Source organism: Paraburkholderia caffeinilytica, assembly GCF_051027425.1.
Taxonomy (GTDB): Bacteria; Pseudomonadota; Gammaproteobacteria; order Burkholderiales; family Burkholderiaceae; genus Paraburkholderia; species Paraburkholderia caffeinilytica_A.
In genome coordinates this window covers 3568654-3586043 of the sequence record NZ_CP186553.1, presented here as the reverse complement: position 1 = coordinate 3586043, position 17390 = coordinate 3568654, and the positions used below count along the sequence as shown (strand labels likewise).

The following is a 17390-nucleotide window of genomic DNA, read 5'->3' as shown; positions in this document are numbered from 1 at the left end:
GGACCGGATACGCCAGCGCATCTTCTGACGGGAGCCACTATGCCGACTAGCGAGCACAAATATTCGATCGAGGAACTGCTAGCCGCGCTTCTGCGCGATCAGCGCATACACGAGGGGTACTGGGCGTTGAATGTGGAGTTTACGGCGACGGGAGCCTCGGTTAAGCCGCAAGACAATCCCAACCGGACGCTGCCGGGGCTGATCGTGTCAGTCAACAGCGCGACGCTGGTGCGCGCGGAGAGCACCGCGGCAGGCGCCGTTGATGCTGCTGTGGTCAACCCAGCCAAAAGTACGACAAGCGCGAAACCCACGCGCAGCAGGAAGCCGCAGTCCACCACGCTTCAGTAGACGTGCACTCTGACCCCGGAATATGAAAAACGGGGACGTTGTCATGGTGCGACGCACCATGGTCAAAAACCCTGTGGCAATACACCACACCCGAGAAATTGCTGCGTTGCACTAGCTTTTGCCTAGGGAAAACCCTATAATTATTCTTAAGGGAAAACCCTAGCTAATGCAGTAACCAACCGGGAGTCGCCATGAGCTTCATTTTTGCATTGTTCCAAAAGGTCAGCGACCTCTTTGCGTCGCCCCATCTGCCGCTGGATTCGGATTACTCGTACGAAGCGCGTAGCCGTGAAGCAGACCGCATGCGCCGTGCGCAAGCTACGTTGTTCGGCATCAAGCTGAGCGACTAAAAAGCAAAGTTGTATGACCTGAGCGCGGACCACCGCGCATAGGCGCCCATCTCAAGCGCGCCTCGCATCATTAAAGCCACTGCCCGCGAAACGCGTGCCGTGGCTTTTGTTTTTGATGGTTGCCGCGCATTTTCAAATTTTTTCAAATCAGCCTTTCGGGATATTTCCTGGCCGAAATGAATGTAACGGCGCCTGACAAGGTGCCGCGCTGCCATCCGGTTGATCCACCGCGCATGCGCTTTAGACGGGCGGCGAACACCAAAAACGCGACTCTTCATCCGTCCCTTTCTATGAAATGTGCGCTTACAAGTGCTCACTTCTCCATGCGGTTTGCCCCGCTAAAGTTCGTCTCAAGCGTACGGCGTCTGGTCCGAATCCGAAATCGCGGTTCGATGCCGACTGAACACGGGCGCTGGCTTGATACAAAAACTTTGTATGGGAGGTCACTATGAAAACCTTTAGCAAAACATCACGTTCGATTATTGCAACCTTGCTGGCAGGCGGCGCGTTGCTCGCAGCCGGCAGTGCTTTCGCCCAGGAACGGGTGATCGTCGAGAATGGTCCGGGACCGGTGGTTTACGGCCAGCCGCACATGATGCCGGTGGGCGTGTCGATCAATATCGGCTGGCATGGCGATCGTTACTGGGACGGTCATCGTTACTGGGCTCATGACGACTGGATGCACCGTCATCCGCACGACTACGATCCGCATCACCACGACGATCGTCGCCCGCCGCCCCCGCGTTATTAATGCGCGCATGACGGCGTCGCCTGACGCGGCGTGAAGTCTGCAAAGCCGGTCCTTCCTCGCGGAAGACCGGCTTTGTCACGTTCGGGCTTGAAAAAGTGCACGCTGCGCTATGCTTGAACGCTTTCATCGACGGCAGCAGGAGAGCAGCGTGGACAAGGCAGTCATAGGCGTAGTGGGCACGGGGTTGATGGGCGTCGGCATCGCGACGCAAAGCGCACTGCACGGGCACCGGACGATCGTTCACGACGTCGACCCGGCGCGTCTCGCGAGCGTTGCGCCGAAGGCGGAAGCGGTGCTCGACGAACTGATCGACGCCGGACGCATCGACCAGGCTGCCAAACAGGCGGCGCTCGCGCGCATCGAGACGCATGCGGCGCTCGACGTCATGGCGTCGGCGCAATTCGTGATCGAGGCGATTCCCGAGATACTCGAACTGAAGCATCGCCTGTATGCGTCGCTGGCCGGCTTGATGGCGGACGATGCCATCCTCGCGAGCAACACCAGCGGTTTTCCGCCTGATCAACTGGTTGCGCCGTTGCGCGCGAAGGAGCGTTTCCTGATCGCGCATTTCTGGAATCCGCCGCACATGATCCCGCTCGTCGAAGTCGTGCCGGGTACCGCGACTGCGCCGGAAATCACTGAGCAGACCGCTGCGTTGATGAGCGCGATCGGCATGGAGCCGGTCGTGCTGGCGAAGGCGATTCCGGGTTTTGTCGGCAACCGGTTGCAGTTCGCGGTGCTGCGCGAGGCGTTGAACATCGTGCGCTCCGGCGCTGCGACGCCGGATGTGGTCGATCGTGTCATGAAGGCGTCGCTCGGACGCCGCTGGGGGATTGTCGGTCCATTCGAAGGCGCGGACATGGGCGGTCTCGACACCTTCCTCGACATCTCGACGCATTTGATGCCTGAGCTCGCCAAAGACGAAGACGTGCTCGATCTGCTGCGTGCACAGGTGGACGCGGGGCGCGTCGGTGTGCGCAGCGGCGCTGGGTTCTATGACTGGGACGATGTCCATTTGGCGCAGGTTAAAGCCGGCCGCAAGCGGGTGATTGGCCGCGGTTAAACCGTCGTTGCAGGGCGGCCGGGCATTTTCCTTGAGTGTCGCCGCCGCTGGATTTTGCCGATCAGACTTGCTCGTGCTGTCCGCAGCAGCCCCCGCCACTCTGCGGTATAAATACCCTCCCGCTCCCCCGCAAACCCCAACACAATCCATGTCCCACTACTTCTACGACCCCGCTGCCGGTCATGGCCTCCCGCATGACCCGTTCAAGGCCATCGTCGCCCCGCGCCTGATCGGCTGGATTTCCTCCCGCGATACCGAAGGCACGCTGAACCTCGCGCCCTACAGCTTCTTCGGCGCGTTCGCGAGTTTTCCGCCGATCATCGGTTTCTGCAGCGAAGGCCGCAAAGACAGCGTCGCCAATATCGAAGCCACCGGCGAGTTCGTCTGGAACCTCGCCACCAGGCCGCTCGCTGAGCAAATGAATCGTTCTTCCGCGCCGGTCGCGCCAAACGTCGACGAATTCGAGCTCGCCGGCCTCACGCCCGCGCCGGGCCGCAATGTCGCGGTACCGCACGTCGCCGAATCGCCGGCCTCGCTCGAATGCAAGCTGCTGCAAGTGGTTCGGTTGCATACCCTCGACGGCCAGCCGATGGACAACTACCTGTCGCTCGGGCAAGTCGTCGGCGTTCACATCAACGAGGCCTATCTGAAAGATGGCTTGTTCGATACGCACGCCGCGCAGCCGATCATGCGCGCCGGCTATCGTGCCGACTACGCGGAAATCGGCGAAATGTTCCAGATGTTCCGGCCGACCGCATAACAACCTCATCAGCCGAAGTGTTTGAAGCAGGACGCGCTGCACGATGCGCGGCGCGTCCTCTGCATGACCGCCTTCACGCGACGCAAAGCCGCTCCGCAAACTGGCCCGCTTGATGCTTGCAATCGACGCTCCAACGCGTCGTTTTCAACTGCCGGCTCACTCAAGAGGAGCGCGATCATGTCCACCGAATTCGCCACGCAGTTCAGCCATGTCCGTCCGCAAGACACGTCCTACGTGGATCAGGGCCTACGCGACTTTTTTCTCTACCGGGATTTAGGCATCGCGCAGGCAACCGGCGGCAAGGTGCTCGCGCAACTCGTCAAGGCAAATCACGCACCAGAGCAAGGCACCGGTTGGCACCGTCATGAGGCCGATTTCCACATTGTGATCATGCTGAAGGGTTGGGCGCGTTTCATGTACGGCGACAAGGAGACGCTCGTCGCCGCCGGCGATTGCGTGCATCAGGCGCCGGGCATCGTCCACTATCTGTTCGATTATTCTGAAGATATGGAGTACATCGAAATCGTGTCGCCCGCGGACTTCAAGTCGATTGAAGTCGACGGTCCGTGCGAAGTGCCGGCGGTACAGCCGTGGAAAAGCGTCACGGCTTGATCGCGAGTCGAGTAGAGCCGCCGCGGCGGCAACGCCTTCATCCGAAGCAGCGTTTCACTGCGTTGCGGGTGGCCGTCGTCGCGTTGGCCGTGAGGCCTGTTGTGGCTTGACGGCGGAGCCGGCGCTCGCGCTCGCACCGTTCGGCGAGGCAGTCGAGCCCACCTCGACATCGACCACCGCCACCGCAGCCGGCGCTGCCGCCATCACGTCAGAAGCCGCAACTACCGACACCGGCTGAATCGTACGCGCCCGTGAACTCACCAACACCGCGCGCGGTTCGTTGTCGTAAATCACGGCCCGCACACGCGGATAAATCTGCCGCTCCCATCGATGCCCGTTGAACACGCCATAGTGCCCCACACCGGTCTGCACGTGATGCGTCTTCAGATACGGCCGCAATTTGTCGCACATGTCCTGTGCGGCTAGCGTCTGCCCAACCGCGCAGATATCGTCCTTTTCGCCTTCGACGGTGAGCAACGCAGTACGCCGAATCTTCGAAGGCTCCACAAGCCGCCCCTCCACCTCGAGTTCATGCAGCGGCAGCGCATGCCGCTGAAAAACCGTATCGACGGTCTCCAGATAGAAATCGGCCGTCAGGTCCATCGTCGCGAAGTATTCTTCGTAGAAGGTGCGGATCGTGTCGGCCTTTGCCGGATCGCCTTTGGCGCGCTCGTAATGCATGGTCTCGAACGAGTCGAGATGGCGGCCGAGATTCATCGACATGAATGCGGTGAGCTGCACAAAGCCCGGATACACACGCCGGTGCGCGCCCGCAAAACCGAACGGCACCGCGCTGATCAGGTTCTGTTCGAACCACTCGAGCGGCTTGCTTTTGGCCAGTTCGTTGACGCGCGTCGGGTTGATGCGGGTGTCGAGCGGGCCCGCCATCAGCGTCATGCTGGCGGGCTGCGCGGGGTTGTCGTCGGCGGCCATGAGCGCGACCGCGGCCAACGCGGCGACAGTCGGCTGACATACCGCCAGCAGATGCGAACCCGGTCCGATCGCCTCGGTGAAGTCGATCACGTGCCGTACGTATTCGCTGAAGCCGAAACGGCCCTGATTCAGCGGTACGTCGCGCGGATTGTGCCAATCGGTAATGTAGACGTCGTGCTCGGCGAGCATCGTACGAACGGTGCCGCGCAGCAGCGTCGCGAAGTGGCCGGACATCGGCGCGATCACCAGCACGCGCGGCTGCGGATGCGAAAGCGTGGCGTCCTTACGGAAATGCAACAGCGAACAGAATGGCGTGTGCGCTACCACTTCCTCGACGATCTTCACCGCGTTGCCTTCCGTCACCACGCTATCGATGCCGAACGGCGGCCTGACAGGCGTGAGTCCGGCGAGTGTCAAAAGCTCGCAGGCCGCGCGTATCGAGCGGCCATGCGATGTGTCGCCAAACGCGGGCCAGGCGTCGAGCGAATGGTTCACCAGCGCAGCGCCGTGCCGCATCGGCAGCATCATGTCGGCGAAAGCCTGGTATGTGGGATATGCGAACAGGTTCATAACCTTCGCACGAGTGCAGGAAAGGAAGGAACCCGAATAGAGGCAAGTCATGTGCCAATCATGCAGTCGTACTGGCGCAGCCGTCCCGCTGCGTTGGCATAGCATTTGCGCGAGTCATGGGAGCGGGCCGAAATTGCCGCGCTTTGGTGCGCCCACGCACGACAACGTGCACGCGCATCGTCAGGCGTCGGACGAACGCCTCACCCGGAGGAGAATCGTATGGCAAATACCACGCTCACCATCAGCAGCAAGAATTATTCGTCGTGGTCGCTGCGCGGCTGGCTGCTGACCAGGTTCAGCGGCCTGCCTTTCGACGAGATCGTGATGCCGATTGACGATCCCGCCGCGCGCGCCGAATTGCTGTTGCTCTCGCCGTCGATTCTGGTGCCGTGTCTCTTTCACGACGGCATCAAGATCTGGGACACCCTGGCGATTGCCGAATATCTGAACGAATTGAAACCGGAAGCGGTACTGCTGCCGAAAGACACCCGCGCGCGAGCGCACTGCCGCTCGATTTGCGGCGAGATGCATTCGGGTTTTGGTTCGCTTCGCTCGGCGCTGCCGATGAACCTGAAAGCGCATTTTCCGGGCTTCAAGGTGTGGGCGCGGGCGCAGTCGGATATCGACCGCATCGTGACGATCTGGAGCGATTGCCTGAAGCAGTACGGCGGCCCGTTCCTGTTCGGCGAGCGCAGTGCGGCGGATGCGATGTACGCGCCGGTGGTGACGCGTTTCGTCACCTACGACGTGAAGCTCGATCCGGAGATTGTCGAATATGGGCAGCGCATCATGGCGCTGCCCGAAATGCAGCAGTGGATTGCGGACGCGCAACAGGAAGTGGAGGAAATCGACGAACTGGACGTGGAGTTTTGATGAAGGCGTGGCGTGGCCGTTAGCGTGGCCATTGACGATGGCGGCGCGGCAAGAGGCGCCGCGCCGTTATAAAGGCAACACCTCAATCCCGCCCGGCTTCCAGCTTGAACACACTGACCACCTGCGCGAGCCGCGCAGCCTGAGCGCGCAACTCGGCCGCCGCGAGTTCCGCTTCGCCGACGAGCGTCGCATTCTGCTGGGTCGCCTCGCCAATCTGCGTGACAGCAAGATTGACCTGCTCGATGCCGCCCGATTGCTCGCGCGACGCAACGCTGATTTCCGCCATGATCGCGCGTACCTGACCGACCTGTTGAACGATGCCCTGCATCGTCGAGCTCGCTTCCTCCGCGATCCGGAAACCGCTTTGAACGGTCGCCGTGGAGGCGGCGATCAACCCGTCGATCTCCTTCACCGAAGCCGCGCTGCGCTGCGCCAGCGCGCGCACTTCCGACGCCACCACCGCAAAGCCCCGGCCGTGTTCGCCCGCGCGCGCCGCTTCCACGGCGGCGTTCAACGCGAGGATATTGGTCTGGAACGCGATGCCTTCGATCACGCTGGTGATCTCGGCGATCTTCTGCGACGAGCGGCTGATCTCACCCATCGTCGAGACCACACGTTCGACGGCACGGCCGCCTTCGACTGCCGCATCGGCGGCGTTCGTGACGAGCGTGTTGGCCTGCGCGGCATGGTCGGCGTTCTGTTGCACGGTCGAGGTGATCTGTTCCATGCTGGCCGCCGTTTCTTCCAGGCTGCTAGCCTGCGTTGCAATACGTGCAGCGATATTGCCGCTGCCGGAGGCGATCTTTTCGGTGCCTTCCGACATATCCGTCGACGCATTGCGCACTTGCGAGACGATACGCGCGAGACCTTCGCCGATGCCGTCGATCGACTGCATCAGCCGGCCGATTTCGTCGGCACGCGCATTCGCACCCGTGGCTACGCGCACGCTCAGATCGCCCGAGGCGAAGCGCTCGGACGCCTTCGCGGCTTCATCGAGCGGACGGCTCACGAGACGGCGCACGGCGATCAGGAACACGATTGCGAACGCGCCGACCAGCGCGAAACCGATCAGCAGGAACTGATCACGCGTGGCGATGACGTCTGCCATCACCTCGTCGCGCGGCGCAACGCCGCCTACCAGCCATTGCCATTCCGGCACGGTGACGAACGACACGAATTTGTCGTGCGCGTTGTGCTCTCCGAGCGTCGCATCGGCCGAACTGAATTCGAGCTGGCCTTCTTTCATGTCGAGCATCTGCTGATACGGTGCATTCGCGTTGTCCGCGCTTTGCCCGGCGGCAGCCGGATGCACGATGAACTTGCCGCGATCCGCGCCTTTCGAGGCGTTGATCACGAAGTAGTAGCCGCTATCGCCGATTTTCAGCTTGCTGATACCGTCTTCGACCGACTGGATTTCCTTGTCCACGTTCACGCCAACGAACAGCGCGCCGATCACGCGGCCGCTGGCATCGGTAATCGGCCGATACTGGGTAATCAAACGTTTGCCAAAGAGCGCGGCAAGTCCCGTATAGGATTTGTTCGCCATGATCAGTGCATACGCCGGCCCCTTGCGGTCGAGCAGCGTGCCGATCGCGCGCGAACCGTCCTGTTTCTTCAGCGAGGTCGTTACGCGGACGAAATCGTCGCCGCTGCGGGCGAACACGGTGGCTACCGCGCCGCTGCGTTCGAGAAACTGGTCGGGAATCGAGAAGTCCATATTCAGGACTTTGTCGCCGGCCTTGAAGGTCGGGGTGGCGACGCCGTTGATGTCGACTTTCTGGGTGTCGTCGAGCGTATAGCTGGTGGGCAGGAAGCTCGCGAACAGCGACATCGAACGATCGACTTCTGACGACAGCGCCTTGTCGAACAGCTTGATCATCGCGGCGATCGAACGGTCTTTATCGGCGATACGTTCGAGTACCTGATCGCTGGCCTGCTTGCCTGCGGTGCGCGTGAGCGCCCACGTAAAGGCCGCGAAAATCAACGCGACCAGCGCGCACGACAGCACCGCGAGCCGGGCGCCAACACTGGCGCGGCGCAAAGAGAGAAATTCCATGGGCGTTCGGAGTAAAGGAAGACATGTGACGTGTAAACCATGCGAACGCATGGTTTACACCTATGTCAGGATTACGGCCGATTTGCCCGTTTCTTTAGTATTTTCGAAAGCTTTACGTAATACACGGGTGTATATAACCCGTCACCGCGTCAATGCGTGAACGGATCACCGCGCCGACGCGCTGCGCCAGGTGCGCAGCAGAAGCGCGTTGGTGACAACGCTCACGCTAGAAAACGCCATCGCCGCGCCGGCCAGCATCGGGTTCAGCAAGCCGAAGGCGGCAAGCGGAATGCCGATCAGGTTGTAGACGAAGGCCCAGAACAGGTTCTGCTGGATCTTGCGCCAGGTTCTGCGCGAAATGTCGATGGCGTCGGCTACCAGCGCGGGGTCGCCGCGCATCAGCGTGATGCCGGCCGCCTGCATCGCGACGTCGGTGCCGGTTGCCATTGCAATGCCGATGTCGGCGGCAGCGAGCGCGGGGGCGTCGTTGATGCCGTCGCCCACCATCGCAACGATGCCGGCACTGCGGATCTTCAGGTCGCGGATCACGTGGGCCTTGTCCTCAGGCAGAACTTCGGCGTGGAATTCGGCGATGCCGAGTGCCTGGGCGACGCTCGCCGCACTACCGTGGTTGTCGCCAGTGACGAGCACGCTTTTGATGCCCAACTGGGTGAGCCGGTCGACGGCGGCGCGAGCGGTCGGCTTGACGGTGTCGCCGAAGGCAATCAGTGCGAGCGCGGCGGGCGCAAGCGGCGCGCGCTGCATCAGCCAGGAGACGGTGTTGCCGGCGGTCTCGAGTTGCTTTGCGCGCTCGACGAGTTGCGGCGGCAACTGGATGCCGAGTTCGCTGAGCCAGCGCGTGCTGCCGAGCGCCAGGGTGCGGCCGTCGATGTCGGCTTCCACGCCGCGGCCGGGCACCGCGCGGGCGGCACTGGCCGTGAGTGTCGGAACTTGCGACTCCGCCGCTTCATACGCCTTCACCACTGCCCGCGCCAGCGGATGATCGCTTTGCCGCTGCACGGCCGCGGCGAGCGCCAGCGCCTCGTTGCGCCCAATCCCGCCGATGGCCTCGAACGCCGTCACCGACGGTTGCCCGAGCGTCAGCGTGCCGGTTTTATCGAACGCGACGATAGTCACGCGATGCGCGGTTTCCAACGCCTCGGCGTCCTTGATCAGCACGCCATGCCGCGCGGCGACGCCGGTGCCGGCCATGATGGCCGCGGGCGTCGCCAGTCCGAGCGCGCACGGGCAGGCGATCACCAGCACGGCAACGGCGTTCAGAATCGCGGTTTCGCCGCCCGCGCCGGCAATCAGCCAACCCGCCAGCGTGAGCGCCGCAATCGCCAGAATCGCCGGCACGAAGATCTCGCTGACGCGGTCGACCAGTCGTTGGATCGGCGCCTTCTCGGCCTGCGCGCTTTCCACGAGGCGGATGATGCGTGCGAGCGTCGTTTCCGCTCCGATCGCGGTGGTCGTCACAGCAATCGCGCCCTCGCCGTTGATCGAGCCGGCGGTGACCCGATCGGCTGCCTGTTTCGGTACCGGCAGGCTTTCGCCGGTAATCAGCGATTCGTCGATATGGGTGCGGCCTTCGAGCACCGCGCCGTCGACCGGCACGCGTTCGCCGGGGCGCACGATCACCACCGAGCCCACCCGCACTTGCGCGAGCGGCACTTCGCGTTCGTCCGCGCCGACGCGGATTCGCGCGCGATCGGGGCGCAGCGCGTTGAGCGCGCGGATCGCATCCGTGGTCTGGCGCTTGGCGCGCGCTTCGAGCCATTTGCCGAAGCGCACCAGCGTAATCACCACCGCCGACGCTTCGAAATACAGATGCGTCATGTCGCCTGGATGAGTGGCCAGTTCGTAGACGCTGATTCCATAAGCCGCCGACGTACCGAGCGCCACCAGCAAGTCCATGTTCCCGGCGCCGGCCCGCACCGCACGATAGGCGGCTCGATAGAAGCGCGCGCCGAACACGAACTGCACGATCGACGCGAGGGTGAATTGCAGCCAGGAGGGCAGCATCGTGTGCAAGCCGAACCATTCGCCGGCCATCGGCAGGACGAGCGGCAGCGTCAGCACGGCGGAGACGAGCACGGCCGCCAGTTCGCGGCGCGTCTGGTTGTGTTTGCTTTCTGCGGCGGAGGTCAGGGTGGCCGTGTCGGCGGCGGACGCCGGTGCGTCTGGCGGTGCGATAAGCGTCGCCTCGTAGCCCGCTTTCTTGACCGCTGCGATCAACGCGCCGGTGTCGGCGCCTGCGTCCGAGGCCGCGTCGCCCAGATTGACGGTTGCCGTTTCGGTCGCCAGGTTCACCGATACGCCCGCGACGCCCGGCACCTTCGCGAGCGCCTTCTCGACGCGCATCGCGCACGAGGCGCAAGTCATCCCGCCGATGTCGAGTTCGGTGGTTCTGGAGGGCGTAGCGTCCGCGGGACGCAGTGGCGTGGCAAGTTCGGTCATGGCAGGTCAGGCTCGTAGCAGCATTGGGCCGCATCATGAACCGAGTATCGACCTTCCCATGATGGGAAGGTCAAGGATGTTTTTCAAGCGCACTGCATGGCTGATGAGCCGAAAGCTCAGAATGCCGGCGGCGCGTCCAGCATCGCCTGGCCGACGGCCTTCTGCTCCTCGCTGGTGCGCGCCAGCAGGGCTTCGGCCGCGCCGCGCCGGTCGGCGGCTTCCTTGTTCTGGCTGAGCTTCCATTTGCCGACCAGTCGCGTGACCTCGATCTCGAGGCCGACGATCGCCCCCAGCATCTGCGAGATATAGTCAGCCGGCGCGTCGCCCATCTTCCACGGCACCGGCTCGCCGGCTTCCATCTTGCGGGTGAGCCGTGCGACCAAACCGCGCACGAAAGACTCGTCGTCGCGCACGACGATCCGGCCATGCGCGTGCACCACCATATAGTTGTAAGTCGGCACCTGACGATGCGTTTCGTGCTTGCTCGGATACCAGGTCGGCGAGATGTAGGCGGCCGGGCCCTGGAAAATAACGAGGGTTTCCGGATTCGCGGCGACTTCCTGCCAGACCGGGTTGGCCCGGGCGACGTGGGCACGGAGGATGGCGCGGGCCGGGGCGGGCTGCGCATTGCCCGCTGCGGGGACTACTTCCAGGTCGAATGGCACATGATTCGCGTCGAGCCCGTTCGGCCCATGGGTAATCAGCGCGCCGAACGGCTGCTCTGAGATCAGGCGATGGAGAACCTCTGGACGGTTCTCTTCAAAATGAGCGGGCATATACATAAAGCGCTCCGGATACAAAAGGGCGGCAAAAGGGCGGCAAGTGATCGGAAAGGGCGGGCAGCCGCACAAGAACCGGCGCGGGAGTGATAGAAATTGTCACTCGACCTGTAAATGATGTCTGTGTGCGCATCACGAGGCGCTATTCCTGCCTTTGCGCTTGCCTGGCGAACAAGGATACGATACAACCCGATGTTGTCGGCATCGCGAGCCACGGATTGGTTGCGCTCGGCTTTGGGTGGCCACGCAAGCAGGTTCCGCTGCGCACCGACGTTTCCCTTAGGACCGCACGTTCCGCCACCTGAACGAATGATAAAAAATCGCCAAGAACTGTTTTCGCTTCACTGGACCTGCGCATCGCTCGCAGGCCTCGCATTTCTGGCTGGTTGTGCGTCGGCGCCGTCCACGACGCAAAAAACCACCGGCTGGATCAAGGACGAAGTCGCCGATTCGTATGTTTTCGGCTATCCGTTGGTGCTGATGGGCGTCGCGCGCGATGCAGCAGTCGGCACCGATCCGGGCCAGGCGCCGGTCAATACGCTGCGCCACGCGCAGGCCTTGCCGCCGATCGGCGCCGCCTATCCGCTGCAGCCAAGTCTCGACACGCTCGACTCGACCGGCTGGCTGGATGTCGGCAGTGAGCCCGTGATCGTGTCGCTGCCCGACTCGCGCGGACGCTATGTCGACGCCCGCGTGCTCGACATGTGGACCAACGTGGTGTGGTCGACCAGTTCACAGTTCGCCACCCGCGCCGCTGGCATCAAGGCGCAAACGATTGCCTTCGTCGGACCGGGCTGGCAGGGCGATCTACCCAAGGGCGTAACGCGCGTCGACGTGCCGACCCGCAACGCATGGGTCAGCGTGCGCATCCAGTCGAACGGCACCCGCGACCTGACGGCGGTGCGCAAGCTGCAGCGCGCCATCCGCATCGCGCCGCTGAGCGTCTATGCCGGCGACACGCGCTCGGTGTCGATTACGCCGCCGCGCAGCAATGCCGCCGACTCCGCCGCTGCGGCCGCTTCCGGCACGCCGGCCGCGCAAGTCGCCGCACTCGACGCGAACGGTTTCTTCAGCCGGCTCGCGCAGGCCTTGCCGGACAACCCGCCGACGCCGGCCGATCCGCATGCGCTGAAAATCCTCTCGGATTTCGGCGTGACGCCTGGTAATCCGGTGACGCTGCCGAGCGCGCCCGAGGCAGTTGCCGCGGGCCTCGCGGACGGTCACGAGCGCGTTGTCACGCCGCCGTCCAATCTGCTGAGCGGCAACGGCTGGAGCTGGTTCGGCGATGGCGTGGGCAACTACGGTCCTGACTACGCGATGCGCGCTTACGCCGCGGCGACCCAACCGGGCATCGGCACGAAGGACGACGAAGTGCGCGCGGTCGTCACGCAGGATAGCGACGGTCATGCGCTCAACGGCGCAAACCGCTACGTGATTCATTTCGCACCGGACCAGTTGCCGCCGGTGCGCGGCTTCTGGTCGATCACCGCTTACACGAAGGAAGGCGCGCTAGGGGAAAGCGCGCCGGCGCGTCTGGCGGTCGGCGATCGCAACGGCGCGCGCCGCAATCGCGACGGCTCGCTCGACGTAACGGTGTCGTCGACGCGCGGCAAGAGCGGCAACTGGTTGCCGGCGCCGCGTGCCGATCTGCAACTGATGCTGCGTCTGTACGCGCCGAAGCCGCAAGCGACCGACGGCAGCTGGCAACCGCCGGCGGTCGTGCGTCAATGAATGAAGTTAGCCAATCAAGTGCGATTGCGAAGTCGCGTTAGTGAAATGCGTCACTGCTGTGACAGCAACGCATGAGTGACGCATAAATCAGCCCATGTCCGCCGCTTCGTGCCGGCGGACATGCGGCGTTGTAACGCGCAACAATGTGTAAGCCACGACTTACATTTCTATGCCGCGTAAGATTCACCACTTATACTGCCGCTTGCGGGATTTTCGTTTTCGCGGCGGGCTTGCCGCCGCATTACCCAAGACCGAGCATGGCAAGCCTTAATAAAGCATCACTCGCATCTTCCATGCAGACCGTGCGCGACGTCGCGCAGTCACGCCGTACCCGGCGTGTCATCGCCGGTCTGCTGATCTTCCTCGTATTGTTCGGTCTGCTGGGCTTTTTCGCGGCGCCGCCGTTGATTCGCCACATTGCCGAGCAGCAACTCAGCAAACAACTCGACCGGCCCGCCACGATCGGCCGCATTGCGCTCAATCCGTACACGCTCAAGCTCGAAGCCGATCGCGTGCATATCGGCGAGCGTGGCGGCGCGGGCGACTTCGTCGATATCTCGCGGCTCATCGTGCAGCCGTCGTGGAGCTCGCTGTTTCGCGCGGCGCCGATCATCGACGAAGTGCAACTCGATTCACCGCGTTTCCATATCGTTCGCTATGATGCGCAGCGCTTCAATTTCACCGACCTGATCGAGAAGTTCTCGAAGCAGCCGGCCACGCCGAATAGCAAGCCGACGCTCTTTTCGGTGTCGAACATTCGCCTCGAAAACGGCCAGATCACCTTCGACGACAAGCTGCTCGGTGTCACGCACGTGATCGATCAATGGAAGCTCGGCGTTCCGTTTATCGCTACGCTGCCTTCGAAAACCGATATCTTCGTCGAGCCGTTGCTGCGTGCGCGCATTGACGGCAGTCCGCTCGCTATCGACGGTAAGAGCAAGCCGTTTGCAGCGTCGCGCGAATCGGAAGTATCGCTGCGCTTCGACGGGCTCGATGTGCCGCGTCTCATGTCCTACGTGCCGACCAAGCTGCCCGTGATTGTGCAGAGCGGCAAGCTGTCCACCGATCTCAAGCTCAACTTCGTAGTCTCCAACGACGCACCTTCGCTGCGCGTGGCCGGCACCGTCGATTTGAACGACGTGGACGTGCGCGATCAGAGCAAGGCGCCGTTCTTCGCGGCGCAGGCCGTGCATGTGGCTGCCGCGACGCTCGAGCCGTTGAAGAGCCTGTATCACTTCGACGATATCCGTATCGACGCGCCTAGCGCCAATCTTGCGCGCGACAAGGAAGGTGTGTTGAGTGTCGAGCGGATGTTTGCGCCTGCGGCACCTGCTGCCGGCGCTTCTGCTCCAGTACCTGCGTCCGCATCTGGTGCGGCGCCGGCATCCGCGGCCACGACCGCCAGTCATGCTGCGAGCGCACCCGTCGCGGCATCTGGTGCAACTGCCACGGACAAAACCGCACAGCCGCTGGACCTGTCGATCAAGCGTTTCGTGCTCAACGACGGCACCGTGAATGTTCACGACGAAGCGGCCTCGCGGCCGGTCGATCTCGGCCTGCAAAAACTGGCCGTCACGCTGACCGATTTCTCGACGCTCGCTACCGCGCCCGCGCACTACACGCTCAATACCGGTTTCAAGGACGCCGCGGGTTCGCTCGGCGTGGCCGGTGCGTTCGGCCTTGTCGCGAAGACCGCCAGCGCCAAGCTCGATCTGAAGTCGCTGCCATTGCCGGTGCTGCAGCCCTACCTCGACTCGGCAACCGCGGCGCAGGTCATTGACGGCGCGCTGTCCGCTAACGCGAACGTCGGTGCGAACTGGTCGAAGTCGCCGGCCGCTGTCATGGTCACCGACACGCAGCTCGACCTGCAATCGCTCAAACTCGCGACGCGCGGCAGCAAGACGCCCGTCGTCTCGCTCGCGCAGGGCCAGGTGACGATCAAGCAGGTGGACGTCGCGGGACGCACCGCGGACATCACCGGCGTCGACACGACCGGTCTCGCGGTCAACGCGCAGCGTCTGAAAGACGGTAGCATCGACCTGGCCGCGCTCGCCGGTCCGCATCAGGCCGAACAGCAGCGCACGGCGATCCACGCGGCGAAGAAGGCAGAGGCGGAAGGGCCTGCGTGGCACTACAAGATCGGTGAGCTCAGCCTGAAAGACGCCACCGCCAATTTCACCGACAACACCACGCCGCGTCCGGTGAAGTTGAGCGTGACACCGCTGCAACTCAAAGTGCAGCAGATCAGCGACGACCTGAGTAAGCCGCTGCCGGTCGATCTGCAAGCGACACTTAATCAGAAGGGCACCCTCGGCGTAAAAGGCGACGTCACGGCGACACCGCTCAAGGTGGCCGTCAAGGTGAATGCGAACCGGCTGGACGCGGCGGCGTTCGAACCGTACTTCGGCAGCAAACTGAATGCGCTGATCGCGAGCGCGTTACTCAACGCGAACGGCGATCTTGCGCTGAGTCAGGCGAAGGCGCTGAAAGCGACGTACCGTGGCGACGTGGCGCTAGTCGACGTACGGATGCTCGACAAAGCGACGTCTGACCCGTTCGCGGGTTGGGGTTCGCTCGCACTGACCAACCTGAAAGCTGACTACGACGAACACGGTACGGTGGTCGACGCGGGCCGCGTCACGTTCACGAAGTTCTATGGCCGTGTGCTGCTCGATGCGCAAGGCAAGCTGAATCTCAATGACGTGGTCGCGCATGAAAGCGGCGCCGCGCAATCGCTGACGCGCGACAAGAGCGGCGGCCACGAGCCGATACCGTTGACGCCGCAGGCTGCGTCGGCGCCCGAAGTGGCTTCCGCGCCGATACCCGCGTCGTCGGCCACACCGGCGACTGTGACGGCCGCCACGCCGCCGCAGAGCCCCGTCAAACTGCACTTCGGCCAACTGGTGTTGCAACAGGGCCGCGTGACGTACACCGATAACTTCATCAAGCCGAATTTCACGGCGAATCTGGTCGCCATTCAAGGCACGGTCGGCGCGTTCGGCACGCAATCGACCACGCCTGCGCCGGTGGATATCGCCGCGAAGCTGGCGGCCAATGGTCCGCTATCGATTCGCGGCACGGTCAATCCGCTGATCGCGAAGCCGGCGCTCGATCTGACCGCCAGCGCGCACGATATCGAGCTCACCAACCTCACGCCGTATTCGGCGAAATACGCCGGGTATCCGATCACCAAGGGCAAGCTGAACGTCGATCTGCACTACAAGCTCGATAACGATCAGTTGAACGCGAACAATCACATTTTCATCGATCAGCTCACGTTCGGCGATCACGTCGAAAACGACACGGCGACCAAGTTGCCGGTGCGTCTCGCGATCTCGCTGCTGAAAAACTCGCGCGGTGAAATCGACGTGAATCTGCCGGTGTCGGGTTCGTTGTCAAATCCTGAATTCAGTATCGGCGGGCTGATCTGGCATGCGGTGCTCAATCTGCTGCAGAAGGCCGTCACCGCGCCGTTCTCGCTGATCGCCAATGCATTTGGCGGCGGTGGCGAGGAATTGGGCTATGTCGAGTTCGATCCGGGTTCGGCGAAACTCTCGGATGCCGCCGACAAGAAACTCGACACGATTGTGAAGGCGCTGGCCGACAAGACGTCGGTTCGCATCGATCTGATCGGCCGCGTCGATCCGGCGGTCGACGGTCCTGGCCTGCGCGAGCAATACGTCGATCGCCTGGTCAAGCAGCAGAAGATCAAGGACGTGGTGGGCAATGGCGAGAGCGTCGATCTGTCGACGGTGACCGTGGATCCGAAGGAATACGATAAGTACTTGACCAAGGCCTACAAGGCGGGTGATTTCAAGAAGCCGCGTAATTTTGTCGGCTTGACGAAGAGCCTGCCGGACGACGAGATGAAGAGCGCGCTGGCCGCGAATGCCCCGATCGACGACGCCAGCTTGCGTCAACTTGCGCAGCAACGGGCGCAAGCCGTGCAGCAGTATTTCGAAGGCAAGATCGACAGCAGCCGCGTGTTTATCGTCGCGCCGAAGCTGAATGCGGATGGCATCCAGGACAAGGGTGCGACGACGCGAGTGGACTTCGGCTTGAAATGATGCGTTGTGGACGCACGCCGCCACGCGTGTTTCAGCG

At 62.9% G+C, this 17390-nt stretch carries 14 protein-coding genes; 9 read left to right on the top strand and 5 right to left on the bottom strand.

Features of this window, described 5'->3' with window-relative positions:
• Nucleotides 1-39 precede the first annotated feature (39 nt).
• Together ACOSV0_RS36400 and ACOSV0_RS36395 are read left to right on the top strand one after the other, a co-directional pair.
• The gene (locus tag ACOSV0_RS36400) at nt 40-348 is read left to right on the top strand and encodes a hypothetical protein (RefSeq protein ID WP_434112868.1); all 309 of its coding nucleotides are present in this window, start codon (nt 40-42) and stop codon (nt 346-348) included.
• 191 nt (nt 349-539) lie between these two features.
• Nucleotides 540-698, top strand: a complete 159-nt coding sequence (locus ACOSV0_RS36395; RefSeq protein WP_434112866.1) for a hypothetical protein — start codon at nt 540-542, stop codon at nt 696-698.
• Here the strand turns inward: ACOSV0_RS36395 and ACOSV0_RS36390 are convergent.
• Nucleotides 695-976, bottom strand: a complete 282-nt coding sequence (locus ACOSV0_RS36390) for a hypothetical protein (RefSeq protein ID WP_434112864.1) — start codon at nt 974-976, stop codon at nt 695-697. The genes ACOSV0_RS36395 and ACOSV0_RS36390 overlap by 4 nt on opposite strands.
• Nucleotides 977-1146: 170 nt before the next feature.
• Between ACOSV0_RS36390 and ACOSV0_RS36385 the strand changes: the two genes are divergently transcribed.
• The 4 genes from ACOSV0_RS36385 (at nt 1147) to ACOSV0_RS36370 (ending at nt 3884) form a co-directional block, all read left to right on the top strand.
• Nucleotides 1147-1449, top strand: coding sequence for a hypothetical protein (locus ACOSV0_RS36385; protein WP_434112863.1), 303 nt, complete (start codon nt 1147-1149; stop codon nt 1447-1449).
• A 187-nt stretch (nt 1450-1636) separates the two neighbouring features.
• The gene (locus ACOSV0_RS36380; protein ID WP_434116026.1) at nt 1637-2512 is read left to right on the top strand and encodes a 3-hydroxyacyl-CoA dehydrogenase family protein; all 876 of its coding nucleotides are present in this window, start codon (nt 1637-1639) and stop codon (nt 2510-2512) included.
• Between the two features lie 148 nt (nt 2513-2660).
• Nucleotides 2661-3272 (top strand): flavin reductase family protein, encoded by a 612-nt coding sequence (locus tag ACOSV0_RS36375; protein ID WP_434112861.1) that lies wholly within the window; start codon nt 2661-2663, stop codon nt 3270-3272.
• A gap of 177 nt (nt 3273-3449) precedes the next feature.
• Complete coding sequence (locus ACOSV0_RS36370; protein ID WP_434112859.1) at nt 3450-3884, top strand: cupin domain-containing protein; 435 nt, start codon at nt 3450-3452, stop codon at nt 3882-3884.
• Between the two features lie 54 nt (nt 3885-3938).
• Here the strand turns inward: ACOSV0_RS36370 and ACOSV0_RS36365 are convergent, their stop codons facing one another.
• Entirely contained in the window at nt 3939-5387 is a 1449-nt protein-coding gene (locus ACOSV0_RS36365) for a polyhydroxyalkanoate depolymerase (protein ID WP_434112856.1), read from the bottom strand.
• Nucleotides 5388-5606: 219 nt separating this feature from the next.
• On the opposite strand from ACOSV0_RS36365, the gene ACOSV0_RS36360 reads away from it, so the two are divergent.
• Nucleotides 5607-6260 (top strand): glutathione S-transferase family protein, encoded by a 654-nt coding sequence (locus ACOSV0_RS36360; protein WP_434112855.1) that lies wholly within the window; start codon nt 5607-5609, stop codon nt 6258-6260.
• An 82-nt stretch (nt 6261-6342) separates the two neighbouring features.
• Here the strand turns inward: ACOSV0_RS36360 and ACOSV0_RS36355 are convergent, their stop codons facing one another.
• From ACOSV0_RS36355 to ACOSV0_RS36345, 3 genes are all read right to left on the bottom strand, one after another.
• Nucleotides 6343-8316: a methyl-accepting chemotaxis protein gene (locus ACOSV0_RS36355; RefSeq protein WP_434112852.1), complete on the bottom strand. Its 1974-nt coding sequence runs from the start codon at nt 8314-8316 to the stop codon at nt 6343-6345.
• Between the two features lie 165 nt (nt 8317-8481).
• Nucleotides 8482-10776 (bottom strand): heavy metal translocating P-type ATPase, encoded by a 2295-nt coding sequence (locus ACOSV0_RS36350; protein ID WP_434112851.1) that lies wholly within the window; start codon nt 10774-10776, stop codon nt 8482-8484.
• A 116-nt stretch (nt 10777-10892) separates the two neighbouring features.
• Complete coding sequence (locus ACOSV0_RS36345) at nt 10893-11558, bottom strand: FMN-binding negative transcriptional regulator (protein ID WP_434112849.1); 666 nt, start codon at nt 11556-11558, stop codon at nt 10893-10895.
• Between the two features lie 306 nt (nt 11559-11864).
• Here ACOSV0_RS36345 and ACOSV0_RS36340 point away from each other — a divergent pair, with 306 nt between their 5' ends.
• Both ACOSV0_RS36340 and ACOSV0_RS36335 read left to right on the top strand, forming a co-directional pair.
• Nucleotides 11865-13286, top strand: coding sequence for a DUF1254 domain-containing protein (locus tag ACOSV0_RS36340; protein ID WP_434112847.1), 1422 nt, complete (start codon nt 11865-11867; stop codon nt 13284-13286).
• Between the two features lie 257 nt (nt 13287-13543).
• On the top strand, nt 13544-17353 hold the full coding sequence (locus ACOSV0_RS36335) for a DUF748 domain-containing protein (RefSeq protein ID WP_434112845.1): 3810 nt from the start codon (nt 13544-13546) through the stop codon (nt 17351-17353).
• The last annotated feature ends 37 nt before the right edge of the window (nt 17354-17390 follow it).